Consider the following 18,272-nt stretch of genomic DNA (forward strand, 5'->3'; position numbering starts at 1 on the left):
CTTCCTTGTTAACTGGAATATAGTGGTCGGAGCTCTGTTGAAGCTCTAATAAAAACAAAGACAAGGATAACCTCATGTCCCCAGTCGCATTCTGGCGCGGTCTGTTCCTTCCCTCATCGGAAGAGTGGCAAGGCGAACAGGCCCGCTTGGTTGATACCCTGCTATTTTTCACCCTCATCTCTTTTTTTGTTGGTCTCTACAGCTGGATAAAATGGGCCAGTCATTCGCACACCAGTCTGGTGATGACTTCGGTGACGCTCATTGGCTGTGAAATTTGTGCCGGCCTGATTGTCCGGTGGCTGAAACAGATTGAGCTGGCAATTAATGTCGGCTTTCTTGGCATGGTGATTCACGCCGTCAATATTGTGTATCAGAGCGGTGGTCTTGTGGTATCGACCCAGGCGTTCTGGATGCCATTACTGATCGTTGCCTTTTTCCTGGCCGCAAGGCCGGTGACGGCGATGGTCTGGAGTGCCGTGGTTGTGCTGATTTCGGCCTGGATGGTCAAAGAACATCTGGCGGGGCATGATTTTCCGCATCTTGTGCTGACGCCAGCCGCGGAGCAACTGGAGACCTGGTCCGGGCTGCTGTTGCCGCTGGTCGTGATCGGGATTGCGCAGTCTTTTACCGTGCGGCAGCGTGAAGCGGCACTGAAGAAGTCCTTTGAGGCTGAACGAGCCAGTTATTCACTGGCTGAGCAGGCAAAACACGGTGAACAGGCGCTGGCGGATATCATGACCCGAGCCAGCGATAATGCCGGCCAGCTGGCTCAGGTGTCGGAAGAGCTGGAAGCGCAGTCGGATGTCCTTCACGGTCAGGTGAAAGACCTCAATCAGAATTGTCTGTCTCAGGCCAGTGCTGCCGAGCAGATGAGTCAGCAACTTGAACAAATGACCGAGAGTCTGGATGAGTCGGATCGATTCGTGATTGAGCTCAGGCAGAAAAGTAAAACGATTGAACAGCAGGCACAAAACAGTTCTGCGTCGCTGGAGGCGTCAACAGATGCCATTGCACGAATTCAGAGCAGTAATAATGAAGTGATGACGGCTGCGGATCTGATTACCGCGGTTGCGGAGCAAACCAACCTGCTGGCGCTGAATGCTGCAATTGAAGCGGCGCGTGCCGGAGAATTCGGCCGTGGTTTTGCTGTGGTGGCGGATGAAGTCCGTAAACTTTCGGCAAAGAGTAATGCGTCAGCGACGGAAATCAGAGGATTACTTGAAAAAAGCAAAACGGAAGTTGAGCTGGGGCAGAAAGTCATTCATGCCACTGCAACTGAACTGGGCCGGATTATCACGGAGATCACCGGGCTGTCTGATGATGTCAATCAGCTGGCAGAGACGCTGGGTGGTCAGGTTCAGTCGTTAAAAGAGCTTAACCAAACGAGCACTGATGTGGCGCAAAGTGTGGTTCAAACCAATCAGGTGTCTGATCAGGTTGCATTGCAGGGCGCAGAGCTGACCCGCCGGGTTGAAACCCTGAAAGGACTGGCCGACAGTCTGAATGCACTGGTCTCCCGCCAGACAGTTTGAGGTGCGCCACTAATCTCATTGCTGCACCGATAAAGGGCTGGATATCCATCCAGCACTTGATTATCCTAGGGCCAATTTTGTTTGCGAGATAGAGGCAAGGCAGTGATTGGCCGATTACGTGGAATCATCATAGAAAAACAGCCACCGGAAGTGGTGATTGAAGCCGGTGGTCTCGGATACGAAGTCCAGATGCCGATGAGCTGCTTTTACGAGTTGCCGGAGCCGGGAAAGGAAGTGACGATCGCCACACATTTTGTGGTGCGTGAAGATGCCCAGCTGCTGTACGGCTTTAATAAGAAAAGCGAACGCGATCTGTTTCGGGAAGTGATTAAGGCCAATGGTGTCGGTCCGAAACTGGGACTGGCGATTCTGTCTGCCATGACAGCCAGTCAGTTTGTACTGTGTGTTGAAAATGAAGATGTGATGACGCTGGTGAAAATTCCGGGTGTGGGTAAGAAAACAGCCGAGCGCCTGCTGGTTGAGATGAAAGATCGTCTTAAAGGCTGGGGTGAGGGTGATTTGTTTACACCTGCACTGGATACGGCTGCCAGCCAGGCTCAGCCAATGGTATCGGCGCAGAACCGTGCCGAGGATGAAGCAGTGAGTGCACTGGTTGCATTGGGCTATAAACCACAGATGGCCTCGAAAGTTGTGGCTCAGGTTGCACAGGAAGGCATGCAGAGTGAAACGATAATCCGTGAAGCTTTGCGTTCCATGGTGTAATTGAGTGAGGCGTTATGATAGAAGCTGACCGTCTGGTTTCCGGTAATTACCCACTGAATAAGGAAGAGGAGGTGATTGACCGCGCCATCCGTCCGAAGCTGCTTCAGGATTATCAAGGACAGGATCATGTTCGCAGCCAGATGGAGATCTTTATTCAGGCGGCGAAACTGCGTTCTGAGGCGCTGGACCACCTGTTGATCTTTGGTCCGCCCGGGCTGGGTAAAACGACGCTGGCAAACATTGTCGCGAATGAAATGGGCGTGAGTATCCGGACGACTTCCGGCCCTGTGCTTGAAAAAGCGGGGGATCTGGCTGCTTTACTGACCAACCTTGAAGAAAATGACGTGCTGTTTATCGATGAGATCCACCGCCTCAGCCCTCAGGTTGAAGAAGTGCTGTATCCGGCGATGGAAGATTATCAGCTCGATATCATGATTGGTGAAGGACCGGCAGCGCGTTCCATTAAGATTGATCTGCCACCTTTTACGCTGGTCGGTGCGACCACAAGAGCGGGTTCTCTGACGTCACCGTTGCGGGATCGTTTCGGAATCACCCAGCGTCTGGAATACTACAAAGTTGCTGATTTGCAGGACATTGTTCAGCGCAGTGCTAATTGTCTCGGCCTGTCGATGGTGACTGAAGGTGCGCTTGAGATAGCACGGCGCTCCCGGGGCACACCGCGGATTGCCAACCGGCTTCTGCGCCGGGTTCGGGACTATGCCGAGGTGAAAGGGAACGGTCATATCAGTGCGGACATCGCGAGTCAGGCGCTGGATATGCTGGATGTCGACAGCAGCGGCTTTGATTACATGGACCGAAAGTTGCTCATGGCTATTATTGATAAGTTCATGGGGGGCCCGGTGGGTCTCGATAACCTGGCTGCCGCGATTGGTGAAGAGCGGGATACTATTGAAGATGTGCTGGAGCCTTATCTGATTCAGCAGGGGTATCTGCAACGCACTCCGAGAGGGAGAATTGCGACGCAGCGCGCTTACCTTCACTTCGGGCTGGATTTGCCTGAGAGCTGAAAATCAGGGATCATCAAATGTTAAAAACGGAGCCGCAAGGCTCCGTTTTTGTTTGTTTTTTATCCAGGCATTGTTGGGTTCAAGTGCAAAATCCGGTGAGGATTTTTAACATTTGCGTGAAGGGGAGCGGCTGACTGGCACATACGAGTCTGGACTGAGGCTGGATGCGGGGTCGTTGCATGTCAAAATTTGCGGCTTATGACGGATAAATCGGATCACCAGCAGAAGCATGTTTGACCCAGCGCATTGTTTAAAATGCGAGCAAGGTCTACGTGATTACACATGAAAATGTTAATAACAAAGTGCCCTGAAATGCTTTCAGGGCATCAATACTGGCTGCATCTGCTGGTGTTACATTCGGTGGATGGTTGGTGGTGAAGTGCATTAATCATTAAAAAAACTAATCTTATAATTTTGTGCTGTGGATTTTAAATACTTTGTATTAGCACTTGTTTTGATAAAGAGTGAGCAATAGTTATGCAATCATCCCATGGCTGTTTTACTGAGAAATTTTACGTGAATTTCTCTGGTTTTTGGCGCCGGGTTGATGTGAATAATTTTGCGGAAAATCGTGTTTTATTGCTGAAAAGTCACATTTTTTTAAAGTGTTATCTACACCGCTATGCAATGATGAAAAGTTTGATCTATCGCAAGGTAAAGCTGATTTTATGCCATTTAAATCGTCTGTTGTTTTGCGGGTTCATGCGTTTTTTTACAAATATCTTTGAACCTCAACAATGAAGTCAGTAGTATGAGTTACAGCTTGGGGAGTTATGGTTTTACATTAAAATCAATAATTCGAAACAAGCCTGCAACATCTGTGAAATCCCCTGAAGGGCTGCCGGATGAGGGTTCAGGATCACGCAGGTATTTAGGCTGGAAATTTTTGCGAAGCCTTACGATGAGTATTGCGCGGTATAATTAATAGTCTGGGAATGCTGTCATTTTCAGCAGGTGAAAACGGCCAGCACGAGAGCTATCCGGGCGTACTCTATCTACAATGTCGTACGTTACCAGCTGACTGGTGACTTAAGGAGTTATCATGTTTGATATCGTCGAACTATCGCGGTTACAGTTCGCAATGACTGCGATGTACCACTTTTTGTTCGTCCCACTGACTTTAGGCATGGCGTTCCTGCTTGCCATCATGGAGTCTGTGTATGTGATGACAGGAAAGCAGATCTATAAGGACATGACCAAGTTCTGGGGTAAGCTTTTTGCCATCAACTTTGCACTGGGTGTGGCGACAGGTCTCACCATGGAATTTCAGTTCGGTACGAACTGGGCCTACTACTCTCATTACGTCGGTGATATCTTCGGCGCCCCTCTGGCCATTGAAGCGCTCATTGCCTTTTTCCTTGAATCCACTTTTGTCGGCCTGTTTTTCTTCGGTTGGGATCGCCTGACCAAACGTCAGCACCTGGTGGTCACCTGGCTGGTTGCACTGGGCTCAAACTTCTCCGCACTGTGGATTCTGGTTGCAAATGGCTGGATGCAAAACCCGGTCGGTGCAGAGTTCAACTTTGAAACCATGCGTATGGAAATGGTGAGCTTTGCTGAAGTTGTCTTCAACCCTGTTGCTCAGGTGAAATTTGTTCACACTGTCGCATCTGGTTATGTCACCGGTGCTATGTTTGTTCTGGGTATCAGCTCCTACTACATGCTGAAAGGCCGTGATATTCCGTTTGCACGACGTTCTTTCGCGATCGCAGCTTCTTTCGGTATGGCATCGATTCTGTCTGTGATCGTGCTGGGTGATGAGTCCGGTTATGAGCTGGGTGACGTCCAGAAAGCCAAACTGGCAGCGATTGAAGCCGAATGGAACACAGAAGAAGCGCCGGCAGCCTTTACACTGTTTGGTATTCCGAATCAGGAAACCATGCACACAGATTATGCGATTAAAATTCCGTACGTGATGGGGATTATCGCAACGCGCTCTATCGACACCGAAGTGACGGGTCTTCGTGATCTGAAAGATGAGCACGAAGTGCGTATCCGTAACGGGATGGTCGCGTATGGTCTGCTTGAAAAACTGCGCGCTGGTGACAAATCGCCGGAAAACATTGCAGCCTTCGATGAAGTGAAAAAAGACCTGGGTTACGGCCTGCTGCTGAAGCCGTATACAGATAAAGTTGTTGATGCAACTGAGGAAGACATTGCCAACGCTGCGGCTGACTCATTGCCGACCGTATGGCCGCTGTTCTGGAGCTTCCGAATCATGGTGGCCTGTGGCTTTATCATGCTGGGTGTGTTTGGTGCTGCCTTTATTCAGACCTGCCGTCACAAAATTACCGAGAAAAAATGGGTACTTCGTGCGGCACTTTACTCGATTCCACTGCCTTGGATCGCTGTTGAAGCCGGTTGGTTTGTCGCAGAGTACGGTCGTCAGCCATGGGCAGTCGGTGAAATTCTGCCAACCAGTATGGCCGCTTCTAATCTGGCAGCATCGGATATCCTGACGTCAATGGCCGCGATTATTACGCTGTACACCTGTTTCCTGGTCGCGGAAGTGTATTTGATGCTGAAATTTGCTCGTCTGGGTCCAAGCAGCCTGAAAACCGGCCGTTACCATTTTGAGCAGAATCCAGCGCCGTATGATTTGACTGAAAATCCGGTCATGAAGTAATCAGTGTCGGACAGGAGAATAATAAATGTTTGATTATGAAGTGTTACGTCTGATCTGGTGGCTGCTGATCGGTGTGCTGTGCATCGGTTTTGCAGTGACAGATGGTTTTGATATGGGGGTTGGTGTACTGACCAATGTGATCGGTAAAACTGATACCGAGCGCCGTATCATGATTAACTCGATTGCCCCTCACTGGGACGGTAACCAGGTTTGGTTAATTACTGCAGGTGGTGCGCTGTTCGCGGCGTGGCCACTGGTGTATGCGACAGCTTTCTCCGGGTTCTATCTGGCGATGCTTGTCACCCTGGCGGCATTGTGGCTGCGTCCGATTGGTTTTGACTATCGCTCAAAAATTGAAGATCCGAAATGGCGGAACCTGTGGGACCGCGCCATCTTCATTGGCAGTCTGGTACCGCCTGTGATCTTTGGTGTGGCCTTCGGAAACCTGCTACAGGGCGTGCCTTTTGTCCTGAGTGATTTGCTGATTCCAACCTACAAAGGATCATTCTTTGCACTGCTGAATCCTTTTGCGTTGCTGTGTGGTGTGGTCAGTCTGGCCATGATCATCACGCAGGGTGCGGTTTATCTGCAGATGAAAACCAAAGATGAACTGCACACTCGTTCTCGCAATGTTGCTTCAATTACGGCATTGATGACCATGGTTGCTTTCATTCTGGCGGGATTCTGGGCGAAAAACCTGGAAGGCTATGTTGTCGTGACTGACCTGGTCAGAGATGCGGCATCCAACCCGCTGAACAAAGAGGTTCTGCGTAAAACGGGCGCCCTGATGGATAATTTCAATGCACAGCCGCTGCTGTGGCTGGCGCCGGCATTGGGTATTGGGATGCCATTGCTGACTGTCCTGGCTTCCCGTATGGAGCGTGCCGGTTTTGCGTTCCTGTTCTCCAGTCTGACCATGGCGGGTATCATTCTGACCTTTGGTTTTGCCATGTTCCCGTTCATCATGCCATCCAGCGAGATTCCGTCACATAGCCTGACAATGTGGGATGCAACGTCCAGTGAGTTGACGCTGAAGATTATGACCGGCGTTGCCTTTGTGATGGTGCCAATCATCCTGGGCTACACCTGCTGGTGTTATTACAAAATGTTTGGTCGTCTCGATAAGCAGCTTATCGAAGACAACAAGAATTCACTGTACTAAGGAGGCTTACAATGTGGTATTTCGCCTGGATTCTGGGAGTCCTGTTAGCCTGTTCATTTGGCATCATCAATGCGCTGTGGCTGGAAACGACAGAGAACATGGATGCGAATGATGAGTCAGACATTGAGTCATAGGATTGATCTCTGGGTCAAGAACAGCCATGCGTGGCTGGCCTGCAGTCCGCTTCGTTTGCTTGCCCTGGTGATGGGGCTGGCTACCGGCGGTTTGGTGATGTGGGACCCGGTGCTGTTTGCACGTGAGATTGGCGGTTTTGGTCCAGTCGTTTCACCTGCGCTGATCTGGTCTTGCTGTACTGCCATGATTTTTGGCGTCGGTTTTGTGCCGTGCCGGTGGTACTGGCAGGTACTGTTCAGCCCCTATATTGCCTTACCTGTACTGGCCGTGATCCTCTGGCTTCGTCTGAGCTGAAGCAAAATTGTTGTCCATGATACGGCCCGCTTTCATTGCGGGCCGTATTTTTTATGCTCTGAGAAATTAATAAAATTCCATCAGGGTCAAAAATTGAAAGGAAATTAAGCCGGGGGAGGGCTGAGAGTTTCATTCTGTAAATTAACTCCGGTATAGTTACCGCTGAAAATTTTTCTCAGACGTCATAATTTTGGCGTCCAACATGCATCATCACAGTGGTATTCGGATGACGGAAGAAAACGCCTTTGAGTGGCCTATTACCATCTATATCGAAGATACGGACACTGGCGGGATTGTTTATCATGCCAACTATCTCAAGTTCTTTGAGCGAAGCAGAACTGAACTTTTCAGAAGCTTCGGAGTCAGCTTACAGGACATGCTGGACCAGGGTTACAGCTTTGTGGTCAGCCATATGGACATCAATTTCCTGAAAGGCGCACGATTAGACGATCAGCTCAAGGTTCGTACCTGGCCGCTCCAGGTGCGCCGTGCCTCGATCGAATTTTGTCAGGTTTTAGTAAACAATGAGGGGCAGTTCTTGTGTAAAGCCACTGTTCAGGTAGCCTGTGTCAACCCTCAAACAATGAAACCCATTGTGATACCAAAGAATATATTGTCGGAGATAGCCTAAGTGAGTGCTGAACTTTCTATTCTGGATTTGTTTTTGCAGGCGAGCCTGCTAGTCAAGATTGTGATGCTGATCCTGCTGGGCATGTCGGTCATCTCCTGGGCGCTGATTTTCAAGCGCTCTCAGGTCCTGTCTCAGGCAACGGCGAAAGCGGAACGTTTTGAAGACCGCTTCTGGTCAGGCATTGACTTGTCTCATCTGTTTCAGGAAGTACAAAGTCGCAAAGATAACCTGAGCGGAACTGAACAGATTTTTTACGCGGGTTTTAAAGAATTTGCCCGACTGCACCGGAATAACGGTAAAGCACCGGAATCCGTGATGGAAGGTGCCGGCCGTGCGATGCGTGTGTCTTTGTCCCGTGAAGTTGAAGACATGGAAACGCATCTGCCATTTCTGGCCACCGTTGGTTCTATCAGTCCATACATCGGTCTGTTTGGTACAGTGTGGGGGATTATGCATGCGTTTATTGCGCTGGGTGCGGTGAAGCAGGCAACCTTGTCGATGGTTGCACCGGGTATTGCCGAGGCGCTGGTTGCCACAGCTATGGGCCTGTTTGCTGCCATTCCGGCGGTCATGTTCTATAACCGTCTGTCGAACAAAGTTTCTAAGCTGGAACACAACTACGCGACTTTCATGGAAGAGTTTTCCAGTATCCTGCATCGCCAGGCGTTTGCTGCTAACCAGGAGTAAACACCATGGCAGCGTATCAACCGAAAAAACGGAAAATGACGGCTGAAATCAATGTGGTGCCTTACATTGATGTCATGCTGGTGCTGCTGATCATTTTTATGGTCACAGCGCCTTTCGTCACGCAGGGCGTTGATGTTGATTTACCAGCAACACATACGGCAAAAACAGCAGCAGAACTGGCTGGTGAAAATGACAGCGGCTCGCCCATCATTGTTGAAGTGGATAAAGACGGACAGCTGGGTCTGAGTGTCGATAACGGCGACATGATCCGGGGTCTGGCACTGACAGAACTACTGACCCGGGTGAAAGCAGAGTTGCAATTGAACCCGAAAACGCCGGTGATGGTTGGCGGTGATGCAAGAGTACCTTATTCAGCCATTATCGAAACACTGGATGCCTTAAATCAGGCGGGTGTTGGCTCTGTGGGACTCATGACAGAGCCGCTTGAGCAGTAGGGAAGTCAATGAAAAAAAACAACTACTCAGTTGCTATCATCGTTTCGTTATTTTTTCATGCTGTACTGATTGCTGCGTTGATTTGGGGGGCGGATTTTACCACATCGAAACCGAAACCCGCCGGGTCAACAATTCAGGCTGTGGTCGTCGATCCGGCACTGGTGAATCAGCAAGCCCGCAAGATCCGCGAGCAGCGTGACGCGGCGAAGAAGGCGGAAAAAGAGCGTTTAGAGCGTCTGGAACAACAGGCTGCAGCGCTTGAACAGCAACGTCAGGCTGAAGAAGAACGCCTGCGTAAATTGAGAGCCGACAAACTTCAGGCTGAAAAAGCTGCCCGTGAAGCGGATGCTGAACGTGAGCGGATTTCGCGCGAAAAAGCGAAAGCTGCCGAAGAGAAGCGTCAGGCGGACGAAGAAGCACGTGTTGCCCGTGAAGCTGCGAAGAAAGCCGAAGCTGAACGTCAGGTGAAACTCAAAGCGAAACAGGAAGCTGAAGAAGCGGCCCGTCAGGCTGAAATTGCCCGTCAGAAGAAAGTTGAAGAGCAAAAACGCGCTGAAGAGGCTGCCCGTAAAGCGGAAGAAGAGCGAAAAGCCAAATTAGCCGCGAAGAAGAAAGCGGAAGAAGCGGCCCGTAAAGCTGAAGCTGCCCGAAAGGAAGCTGAACGGAAGGCGAAAGAAGCAAAAGAGTTGCAGCGTCAGCAGGAGGCTGCACTCAATGATATGTTCGCTGGTCTGGAAGCGGAAAGTGAGCAGCGTGGCGGAGCGAAAGGGCAGTTTATTGCAGATGAAGCTGCTCGGTATGGTGAAATCTATAAACAGATGATTCAACAAAATCTGCTGACTGATCCGAGTTTTAACGGGAAAGAATGCAATTTGCAAATGCGCCTTTCGGCAAGCGGCTTATTGCTGGATGTTGCGGATGTTGGCGGGGACAACAGTCTTTGTCGTGCCGCTAAAGCCGCTGTTGTGAAAGTCAGCCAGTTCCCGATGCCGGAAGATCCGGCTGTGGCGGAGAAAGTGCGATCAATTCGCTTAACCGTGAAGCCAGTAAGTTAAGAGGAAAGGCTAAATGAAACGTTGGATATTGGGCCTGTGCGCAGCCCTGCTCACGATGAGTCAATTAGCGCATGCTGAACTGGAACTGGTGATCACCGAAGGTGTTAACTCTGCCCGGCCTATCGGGATTATTCCGTTTCAGTGGGAAGGGAATGGTGCTGCACCGGTCGACATGGCTTCTGTAATTGCATCTGATTTGCGCCGCAGTGGTAAATTCAGTCCTGTCGCACCCAGCGAAATGCCGCAGACACCAGCGACAGATGCAGAGATTGATTACGCGGCATGGACAGCCATGGGTGTTGATGCCCTGGTGACAGGTTCAGTTTCGAAGAATGCCGACGGGAATTATGTCATCAACTACAAACTGATTGATGTGGTGCGCGGGCAACTGACAAATGGCGAAAGTCGCGGTCTGGAAAATGGCCAGCTGGTTCAGACCAGTGATCATATTTTGCTGCACAACCGTGCGACGGTCAGACTGAACCGTCTGCGCCAGTTCTCGCACCGTATCTCGGACGTGGTTTATGAGAAACTGACAGGCGAGAAAGGCGCGTTTCTGACGCGTATTGCCTACGTCGTGATTGACGATCGCTCAGACTATCCATACCAGCTGCGCATTTCTGATTACGATGGTTATAACGAGCAGCTGGTTCTTAAGTCGAAACAGCCATTAATGTCGCCATCCTGGTCTCCGGATGGGAATCAGCTGGCTTATGTCAGCTTTGAAAATCAGCAGTCCCAGATTTTTATTATGAATATTACAAATGGGACCCGGGAAATGGTCGCCTCATTCCCAAGACACAATGGCTCTCCTCGATTCTCGCCAGATGGCAGGAAGCTGGCCATGGTTCTGTCAAAAAGCGGGAGTTTGCAGGTCTACGTGATGGATTTGCAGACGAAGAAGATGAAACAGGTGACTGACGGACGAGCGAACAACACTGAAGCGTTTTGGGATCCAAGCGGTCAATCGATGATCTTCACGTCAGACAGAGGTGGTAAACCTCAGATATATCGAGTAAATTTAGCTGACGGTTCGACTGAGCGTCTGACATGGCAGGGATCGCAAAACCTCGGTGGTCAGCTGACTCCGGATGGGCGTTATTTGGTGATGGTGCACAGATCGGATTCTGGCTACAACATTGCTAAACAGGATTTGAAAACTGGTGCGTTGCAGATTCTGACCAAGACTTTCCTGGATGAATCTCCAAGCATTGCGCCGAACGGTGGGATGGTTATCTACAGTTCGGTAAATAACAAGTCTAACGAATTGTCTCTGGTGTCTATTGATGGGCGTTTCAAAGCCCGTTTGCCAGCCACCAGTGGTCGAGTTAGGGCACCATCTTGGGGACCGTTTTTATAAGGTTCACCGCAATAAAGCGATATATAAGGAAAAATAATGCAACTGAATAAAGTTTTAAAGGGTTTGGCAATTGCGCTGCCAATGTTTACTCTGGCTGCTTGTAGCTCTACTGAAAGTACTGACAGCTCTGCAGCTCAAACGAACGCTGGTGCGACGACTGGTACAGAGACTACTGTTGTAACTCCTGTAGATTCTGGTTCAGCGGCTATGTCAGAGCAGGAAGTTCGCAACCAGCAGTTGCGTCAAGAGCAAACTATCTACTTCCAGTTTGATAATGCAGAAATTCAGGACAGCTACCAGGAAATGCTGGAAGCACACGCTGATTACCTGCGTAACCACAGCGATGTGAAAATTGTTGTCGAAGGTCACGCCGATGAGCGTGGTACACCTGAGTACAACATCGCTCTGGGTGAGCGCCGTGCAAATGCAGTTGCTAAATACCTGCAAGCACTGGGTGTTTCTGCAAGCCAGATTTCAATCGTAAGTTACGGTGAAGAGAAGCCGCTGGTACTGGGCCACACTGATGCCGATTACGCGAAGAACCGTCGTTCGGTTCTGGTTTACTAATGAAAGGCCATTAAGATGAACAGTAACATGATGCGAAACATCGCATTAACGTTGCTGATTGGTGCGGCGACCCCAGTGGTCGCCGCACCTGCTCCTGTTACAGAGCTGAATTCTGGCTCCTCTGGCAGTGAAAGCAGTCTGCAACGTTTGGAACGTATGTTTGAAGCGCGTAGCCAGATGCAACTGGAGATGCAGCGTCAACTTGATGAACTGTCCCGTGAAGTCGGTGAACTGCGCGGTATGGTTGAACGAAATAGCTATGATATGAAGCAGATGCTGGAACGTCAGCGTGAGCTATATCGTGAAATTGACAAACTGAGCCGTGAGCAACCGGCGAAAGCAAAAGACGACCAGGCAGAGACGGCTGGCGGCGAGTCTTATGCAGCGAATGCTGATGAGAATTCTGCCTATGACCAGGCCGTGAATCTGATCCTTAAAGAAAAGGATTATGCCGGAGCGATTACTGCGTTTAACGAATTCCTGTCAGCTTATCCAGAATCTGTCTATGCAGCGAACGCGCATTACTGGTTGGGGCAGCTGTATTTCACTCAGAACAAATTGTCTGAGGCAAAATCGCATTTCCAGTCGGTCGCCAATTACAAAGATTCGAATAAGCGTGGTGATGCGCTGCTGAAGATGGGCGTCCTGGCTGAACGTGAGAAAAAGCCGGAAGAGGCGAAAAAACTGTATCAGCAGGTAATTGCAGAATACCCGAATACGGCCACTTCCCAACAGGCGACAAAGAGCCTGAAATCACTGAAGTAAACCTCCTGCATTCAGTCAGATGAATATCTTCGCCATCAATCCAGTGACGCTGTGGGTTGATGGTGAGCTTCATCCTTTGCGATCCGTGTTGGTACTCCACTGCTATTGCAGTGTATAATGCCCGGATTGAAAGGACGAGCGATAGAGCAAGACGTAATGAGTCTGACATTTGACCCTACAGAAATGATTTACCCATTCCCGCCTAAGCCGACACCGCTGACTGTGGACGAGCAGCAAGACTATAAAGCGAAAATTAAAGCGCTGCTGAAAGAGAAAGAAGCAGTGTTGATTGCGCATTATTATACTGACCCTGAGATTCAGGCCCTGGCTGAGGAAACCGGTGGTTTTGTTGGTGATTCTCTGGAAATGGCACGCTTTGGTAACCAGCACCCAGCGAAAACCTTAATTATTTGCGGTGTTCGCTTTATGGGGGAATCAGCCAAGATCCTGACACCAGAGAAACAGGTTCTGATGCCGACACTGGAAGCTGAATGTTCCCTGGACCTGGGCTGTCCTGAGGAAGCGTTTACCGAATTCTGCGATGCACACCCTGATCATACCGTTGTTGTTTATGCAAATACCTCAGCAGCGGTAAAAGCACGCGCGGACTGGGTCGTGACTTCAAGTATCGCCCTGGAAATTATTGAGCATCTTGATAGCGAAGGTAAGCCAATTATCTGGGGGCCGGATCGCCATCTGGGAAGCTACATCCAGAAAAAAACCGGTGCTGATATGTTGTTGTGGCAGGGGGAGTGCGTTGTTCATGACGAGTTCTCTGCCAAAGCACTGAAAGATATGAAACACTTACATCCGGATGCTGCGATTTTAGTCCACCCGGAATCACCTGCCAGTGTGGTTGCATTAGCAGATGCTGTCGGCTCGACCAGTCAGTTAATTAAAGCAGCGAAGAGCCTGCCACAGCAAAAACTGATTGTGGCCACGGATAAAGGCATCTTCTTTAAAATGCAGCAAATGGTGCCAGAGAAAGAATTGATCGAAGCACCAACAGCGGGGGCAGGTGCAACTTGCCGGAGCTGTGCACATTGTCCCTGGATGGCGATGAACGGTTTGAAAGCGATTGAAACGGCACTTCGTGAAGGTGGTGAACAGCACGAAATTTTTGTCGATGAAGCGATTCGTCAAAAATCACTGATCCCGTTAAACCGCATGCTGGATTTCGCTGCTTCACTACAAATGCAAGTGAAAGGGAACGCCTGACAAAACAGGTACTGCTCTCATACAGAAAAAGCGGCTTAAAGCCGCTTTTTTCATCCTAACTTTTTATCATCTCAAAAAGGCGAGAATCAGAGGCTCATCAAAAGATCAGGGGTTTTCATCAGTGAGTTGTTGTGCGCGTTGGGTAAGACCACACAGCATCTGGGGTACAGCATGGTAGACTTCTTCAAATTGCGCTAAGCCTTCTGCACCTTGTTCACTGAGTGCCGCCATGGCACTTTCCGGATCGTACAGCAAACTGATGGAAAGCAGCACCCCCCCTAATAAAGCATTGTCCTGACTATTTTCCGGCATGATGGTTTCCCAGTCGTCACGCGCCAGTTGCCAGCCTTGTAACACACCCTCCGCAAATTCCCGGGTTGCTTCAGTCACCAGTTCCTTGTCATCAAGCTGACAGGCTTCAGGCCATTGCCAGGTGTTTGAAAGCAGCGTCTGTCTGGATTCATTCCAAAGCTCAACAATAGCGTTGGCATACTCTTCTAATGCTTCATGGCTGGTGAAAGGAGAGGTCTCTTCTCCGCCCCACAGATAGGCCAGCCATTCAGCCGGATCCAGCAGGTGCGGGGCAGCAGCCATCGCAGTGACAAAGCCTCGGGTTTGATGCTCAGACAGTAAATGCTGACTGAGCTCAGAATTTTGCAAAATGACTGAAAGTTGTGCAGACATGATCCGTTCTCTTATCGAATGAACAGGCTTGGCGTGGCAGAGCCTGTAGCAGAATGCCGGTATTGTAGCAGGCGAAGCCGGAAGACACAGCGTTGTTCTTTTGATTGGTCCCAAAATGGGGGGATTGCGGCATGTCTGATGGAAAATTACCCACTTGATCGCCAATGTAAGAATTTGGGTTGACCTGTTATGAGAGGATCACTATAGTACGCCCCGTCGCCGAGAAACGGTGACCAAACAATTTGGTGAGGTGTCCGAGTGGCTGAAGGAGCACGCCTGGAAAGTGTGTATACGGCAACGTATCGAGGGTTCGAATCCCTCCCTCACCGCCATATCCTGAAAGCCCGCTGTGAATACAGCGGGCTTTTTTCATATTGAAATGTTGCATTCTGCATTGTCAGAAGATCATGGTCTGTTGATTGGAATTCTAGTCCGAATTGATTGTGATTGAAAAATAACCAATTCGCGTTTTTCATCAAAATGTCATGAAAGAGTGATGTTCAGGGAATGTTTCTGATACATGATTTCAACACGGCATATCAATTAAGATTTAACACAATAAAGTTTTGAAAAAATCAAAAAAGTTTATTGAATAAAACTTAATATTTCCCCCAAAGTAAATAAGGGAAATATTTGCGAGTCACTATTCATTTTCACTCCGGAATTTACATTTTACTTTTCATTTCACCTGTATCTGTATATTAGTTGATACCAAAGTGTAAAGATTTTGATACATTGATATTTGTGTCAACTCGTTGTTTTCCATTGACTTTAGAGTTTTTGCTCTTAATAACTGTTTTGCTTGTTAATAAAGTGTTAATTATCATATACACACCCCTCCCTATTTTTTAATTATTTTGTTTGCAACAAATTGAAAAAGTACGCCACAGTTGACTGGCTTTTAACAAAAAGCAAATCAACCTATAACAGGGCTGAAACAGGAAGGCCTCAGAAGTATGGCGATAAAGCATCTGTAGTGAAGTGGTTTATTGGTTGGGGAAAAACAGGACAGCTCGCTAAAAATCTCTAGGAATGAGTAATGAAAACAAACAAACGACAAAAATTGGCAGTATTAACGCTAGGCTCTCTATTTACTTTGCCTGCAATGGCAGCAAACATTGTCGATGTGACTGATGCTTCCGTGCTTGAGCAAGGACTAACGGCACGTTCACTGACACCTTTAAATAACAGTTTTCAACCAGTAAAAACGATCACCTTGCCGAATGGTAAACAAAAAGTCCGTTATCAGCAGCTGTATAAAGGCTTACCTATTTATAACTCGGGCGTGGTTGCGACGACGAACGCAAAAGGTCTGAGCCAGGTCCATGGTCAGATGGTTCAGAATGTAGAGCAGGATTTGCCTGCGATTCAGCCTGGACTGGAAGGTCAAAAAGCGTTGGGGATTGCTAAGGCGCATCATGCAGCAGCACATACTGTTGCCGGGGAGGTGCTGCCGGTTGAGAATGAACAAGTCAAACTGATGGTTCGTCTGGATGAGAGCAATCAGGCACAGCTTGTTTATCAGGTCAGTTTCTTTGTTGCCAGTGATGAACCGTCACGCCCTTATTACTTCATTGATGCGAATACGGGTGCGGTTGTGGATAACTGGGATAGCATTGCGCACATTCAGGCACCGGGTACAGGCCCTGGTGGTAACCAGAAGACCGGTCAGTATCAGTTTGGTACCGACTACCCGAACTTCATGGTTGAGAAAAATGGTTCGACTTGTACCATGAATACCAGTGCGGTGAAAACTGTAGACCTGAACGGTGGAACTTCGGGTGCCAGCGCATTCAGCTATAACTGTTCGACGGACAGTAACTACAATGATCACAAGCAAATCAATGGCGCATATTCGCCGCTGAATGACGCGCACTACTTTGGTAAAGTCGTTTTCGACATGTACAAAGACTGGCTGAACACTTCACCATTGACGTTCCAGCTGACCATGCGTGTGCACTATGGTTCCAAATATGAAAATGCGTTCTGGGACGGTAGTGCGATGACCTTCGGTGATGGTGCCACCACCTTCTATCCGCTGGTTGACATTAACGTCACTGCGCACGAAGTCAGCCATGGTTTCACCGAGCAAAACTCCGGCCTGGAATACCGTGATATGTCCGGTGGTATGAACGAAGCTTACTCTGATATTGCGGGTGAGGCTGCGGAATACTACATGCGCGGTCATGTTGACTGGTTAGTCGGCAGCGATATCTTTAAGCAATCCGGTGGATTACGTTATTTCGATCAGCCTTCTCGCGATGGCCGTTCGATTGACCACGCATCTGAATATACTTCGGGTCTGAATGTTCACTACTCAAGTGGTGTATTCAACCGTGCTTACTACCTGCTGTCGAATAAAGCTGGCTGGGATCCACGTAAGGGCTTTGAAATCTTTGCGGTTGCGAACCAGATGTACTGGACACCAAATTCGAACTTCGACCAGGGCGGTTGTGGTGTTGTGAAAGCGGCACAGGATCTGGGTTATAACACGGCTGATGTTATTGATGCCTTTAATACTGTTGGTGTGAACGCGAACTGTGGCACAACACCACCACCAACTGATGTGCTGGAAAAAGGTAAGCCAATCACTGGCCTGACTGGTAACACTGGTACTGAGCTGCGTTATACCTTCACTGTTCCATCGTCTGTGACTGCGTCTGTAAGCATCAGCGGTGGCTCAGGTGACGCGGATCTGTATGTGAAAGCAGGCAGCCAGCCAACAACGACTTCTTGGGATTGCCGTCCATATCGCTATGGTAACAGTGAGACTTGTAATGTCGCAGCTTCTGCATCACAGACATATCATGTCATGGTTCGTGGCTACAGCAGCTTCTCTGGTGTGACGCTAAGCCTGAACTACTAAGTGTGTTCGAGACAAAACTTGAAAGGGAGCCTGGCTCCCTTTTTTCATTTCTGCTGTTTGGTGGCTGAAAATGTAATTTAATTTCTTTGGTGAAATCTACTGCCAGAGTGACGAATGAGCGTATGTATTACTTTATTGTCACTTTTCCTGTGTTTTCTGCGACTGCCTTCTGTACCGATCCTTAAACCCACTTTTTTGTAGCGCAAAGGCATTCAATTCGTTGAAAAACCTTCGCTATTGATTGCGCTTGTTTTATAAGAGATTGTTTTAAAGAGGATTAATTGGTCATTTGGAACGTTTTATCAGATTTTGATACGTACTCTTTATCCTGACGATTTATTCTGTTTATTGATATCAGAACCTGGCTCATGAGCCTGTTTTTGCCCGAGAAGAGTGTAATAAAATGACCGTTTCAGATGTGCTTTTGGGAGCGTGTAGCACGCCAATGATGCGCAAGTAGCTAAAAATTCGGTCTGAATCACAC

Annotated in this window: 17 protein-coding genes and 1 tRNA gene; 17 read left to right on the forward strand and 1 reads right to left on the reverse strand. The window is 48.9% G+C overall.

The window, feature by feature from the left end; translation table 11 throughout:
• Positions 1 to 74 precede the first annotated feature (74 nt).
• The 15 genes from ACYP03_RS11710 to nadA all read left to right on the forward strand — a co-directional run bounded on the left by ACYP03_RS11710 (position 75) and on the right by nadA (position 14,238).
• Entirely contained in the window at positions 75 to 1,532 is a 1,458-nt protein-coding gene (locus ACYP03_RS11710; protein ID WP_459779979.1) for a methyl-accepting chemotaxis protein, read from the forward strand.
• 102 nt (positions 1,533 to 1,634) lie between these two features.
• Positions 1,635 to 2,255, forward strand: a complete 621-nt coding sequence (ruvA, locus tag ACYP03_RS11715) for a Holliday junction branch migration protein RuvA (RefSeq protein WP_459779980.1) — start codon at positions 1,635 to 1,637, stop codon at positions 2,253 to 2,255.
• A gap of 14 nt (positions 2,256 to 2,269) precedes the next feature.
• Complete coding sequence (ruvB, locus tag ACYP03_RS11720) at positions 2,270 to 3,283, forward strand: Holliday junction branch migration DNA helicase RuvB (RefSeq protein WP_248140843.1); 1,014 nt, start codon at positions 2,270 to 2,272, stop codon at positions 3,281 to 3,283.
• 1,042 nt (positions 3,284 to 4,325) lie between these two features.
• Entirely contained in the window at positions 4,326 to 5,909 is a 1,584-nt protein-coding gene (gene cydA / locus ACYP03_RS11725; RefSeq protein WP_248140842.1) for a cytochrome ubiquinol oxidase subunit I, read from the forward strand.
• Between the two features lie 25 nt (positions 5,910 to 5,934).
• On the forward strand, positions 5,935 to 7,071 hold the full coding sequence (cydB, locus tag ACYP03_RS11730; protein WP_459779983.1) for a cytochrome d ubiquinol oxidase subunit II: 1,137 nt from the start codon (positions 5,935 to 5,937) through the stop codon (positions 7,069 to 7,071).
• 11 nt (positions 7,072 to 7,082) lie between these two features.
• Entirely contained in the window at positions 7,083 to 7,205 is a 123-nt protein-coding gene (gene cydX, locus ACYP03_RS11735) for a cytochrome bd-I oxidase subunit CydX (protein WP_248140839.1), read from the forward strand.
• On the forward strand, positions 7,183 to 7,500 hold the full coding sequence (locus tag ACYP03_RS11740) for a cyd operon YbgE family protein (RefSeq protein WP_459779986.1): 318 nt from the start codon (positions 7,183 to 7,185) through the stop codon (positions 7,498 to 7,500). Before cydX ends, ACYP03_RS11740 begins: the two co-directional genes overlap by 23 nt.
• Positions 7,501 to 7,726: 226 nt before the next feature.
• Entirely contained in the window at positions 7,727 to 8,131 is a 405-nt protein-coding gene (gene ybgC / locus ACYP03_RS11745; protein ID WP_248140836.1) for a tol-pal system-associated acyl-CoA thioesterase, read from the forward strand.
• Positions 8,132 to 8,818, forward strand: a complete 687-nt coding sequence (gene tolQ, locus ACYP03_RS11750; protein WP_248140834.1) for a protein TolQ — start codon at positions 8,132 to 8,134, stop codon at positions 8,816 to 8,818.
• Between the two features lie 5 nt (positions 8,819 to 8,823).
• Positions 8,824 to 9,273, forward strand: a complete 450-nt coding sequence (gene tolR / locus ACYP03_RS11755; RefSeq protein ID WP_248140832.1) for a protein TolR — start codon at positions 8,824 to 8,826, stop codon at positions 9,271 to 9,273.
• 8 nt (positions 9,274 to 9,281) lie between these two features.
• Positions 9,282 to 10,328, forward strand: a complete 1,047-nt coding sequence (gene tolA, locus ACYP03_RS11760) for a cell envelope integrity protein TolA (RefSeq protein ID WP_248140830.1) — start codon at positions 9,282 to 9,284, stop codon at positions 10,326 to 10,328.
• Between the two features lie 13 nt (positions 10,329 to 10,341).
• Positions 10,342 to 11,688 carry a Tol-Pal system beta propeller repeat protein TolB gene (gene tolB, locus ACYP03_RS11765; RefSeq protein WP_248140828.1) on the forward strand — a complete coding sequence of 449 codons (1,347 nt, stop codon included), beginning with the start codon at positions 10,342 to 10,344 and terminating at the stop codon, positions 11,686 to 11,688.
• 36 nt (positions 11,689 to 11,724) lie between these two features.
• On the forward strand, positions 11,725 to 12,255 hold the full coding sequence (gene pal / locus ACYP03_RS11770; protein WP_248140826.1) for a peptidoglycan-associated lipoprotein Pal: 531 nt from the start codon (positions 11,725 to 11,727) through the stop codon (positions 12,253 to 12,255).
• Positions 12,256 to 12,270: 15 nt separating this feature from the next.
• The gene (gene ybgF / locus ACYP03_RS11775; protein WP_248140824.1) at positions 12,271 to 13,020 is read left to right on the forward strand and encodes a tol-pal system protein YbgF; all 750 of its coding nucleotides are present in this window, start codon (positions 12,271 to 12,273) and stop codon (positions 13,018 to 13,020) included.
• A gap of 156 nt (positions 13,021 to 13,176) precedes the next feature.
• Complete coding sequence (nadA, locus tag ACYP03_RS11780; RefSeq protein WP_248140822.1) at positions 13,177 to 14,238, forward strand: quinolinate synthase NadA; 1,062 nt, start codon at positions 13,177 to 13,179, stop codon at positions 14,236 to 14,238.
• Between the two features lie 105 nt (positions 14,239 to 14,343).
• Here nadA and ACYP03_RS11785 read toward each other — a convergent pair whose 3' ends face one another.
• Positions 14,344 to 14,922, reverse strand: a complete 579-nt coding sequence (locus tag ACYP03_RS11785) for a UPF0149 family protein (protein WP_459779991.1) — start codon at positions 14,920 to 14,922, stop codon at positions 14,344 to 14,346.
• Positions 14,923 to 15,166: 244 nt separating this feature from the next.
• Between ACYP03_RS11785 and ACYP03_RS11790 the strand changes: the two genes are divergently transcribed.
• Both ACYP03_RS11790 and ACYP03_RS11795 read left to right on the forward strand, forming a co-directional pair.
• Positions 15,167 to 15,254, forward strand: a tRNA-Ser gene (locus ACYP03_RS11790).
• Between the two features lie 707 nt (positions 15,255 to 15,961).
• The gene (locus tag ACYP03_RS11795) at positions 15,962 to 17,788 is read left to right on the forward strand and encodes a M4 family metallopeptidase (RefSeq protein WP_459779992.1); all 1,827 of its coding nucleotides are present in this window, start codon (positions 15,962 to 15,964) and stop codon (positions 17,786 to 17,788) included.
• Positions 17,789 to 18,272: the final 484 nt, after the last annotated feature.

It is taken from the genome of Photobacterium sp. R1 (genome assembly GCF_054600795.1).

Coding starts and splice junctions, on each gene's coding strand:
- ACYP03_RS11710 (WP_459779979.1), top strand. CDS start 75: ATGTCCCCAGTCGCATTCTGGCGCGGTCTGTTCCTTCCCTCATCGGAA.
- tolB (WP_248140828.1), top strand. CDS start 10,342: ATGAAACGTTGGATATTGGGCCTGTGCGCAGCCCTGCTCACGATGAGT.
- cydB (WP_459779983.1), top strand. CDS start 5,935: ATGTTTGATTATGAAGTGTTACGTCTGATCTGGTGGCTGCTGATCGGT.
- tolR (WP_248140832.1), top strand. CDS start 8,824: ATGGCAGCGTATCAACCGAAAAAACGGAAAATGACGGCTGAAATCAAT.
- cydX (WP_248140839.1), top strand. CDS start 7,083: ATGTGGTATTTCGCCTGGATTCTGGGAGTCCTGTTAGCCTGTTCATTT.
- cydA (WP_248140842.1), top strand. CDS start 4,326: ATGTTTGATATCGTCGAACTATCGCGGTTACAGTTCGCAATGACTGCG.
- ybgC (WP_248140836.1), top strand. CDS start 7,727: ATGACGGAAGAAAACGCCTTTGAGTGGCCTATTACCATCTATATCGAA.
- ybgF (WP_248140824.1), top strand. CDS start 12,271: ATGAACAGTAACATGATGCGAAACATCGCATTAACGTTGCTGATTGGT.
- pal (WP_248140826.1), top strand. CDS start 11,725: ATGCAACTGAATAAAGTTTTAAAGGGTTTGGCAATTGCGCTGCCAATG.
- ruvB (WP_248140843.1), top strand. CDS start 2,270: ATGATAGAAGCTGACCGTCTGGTTTCCGGTAATTACCCACTGAATAAG.
- nadA (WP_248140822.1), top strand. CDS start 13,177: ATGAGTCTGACATTTGACCCTACAGAAATGATTTACCCATTCCCGCCT.
- ACYP03_RS11795 (WP_459779992.1), top strand. CDS start 15,962: ATGAAAACAAACAAACGACAAAAATTGGCAGTATTAACGCTAGGCTCT.
- ACYP03_RS11785 (WP_459779991.1), bottom strand. CDS start 14,922: ATGTCTGCACAACTTTCAGTCATTTTGCAAAATTCTGAGCTCAGTCAG.
- ACYP03_RS11740 (WP_459779986.1), top strand. CDS start 7,183: ATGAGTCAGACATTGAGTCATAGGATTGATCTCTGGGTCAAGAACAGC.
- tolA (WP_248140830.1), top strand. CDS start 9,282: ATGAAAAAAAACAACTACTCAGTTGCTATCATCGTTTCGTTATTTTTT.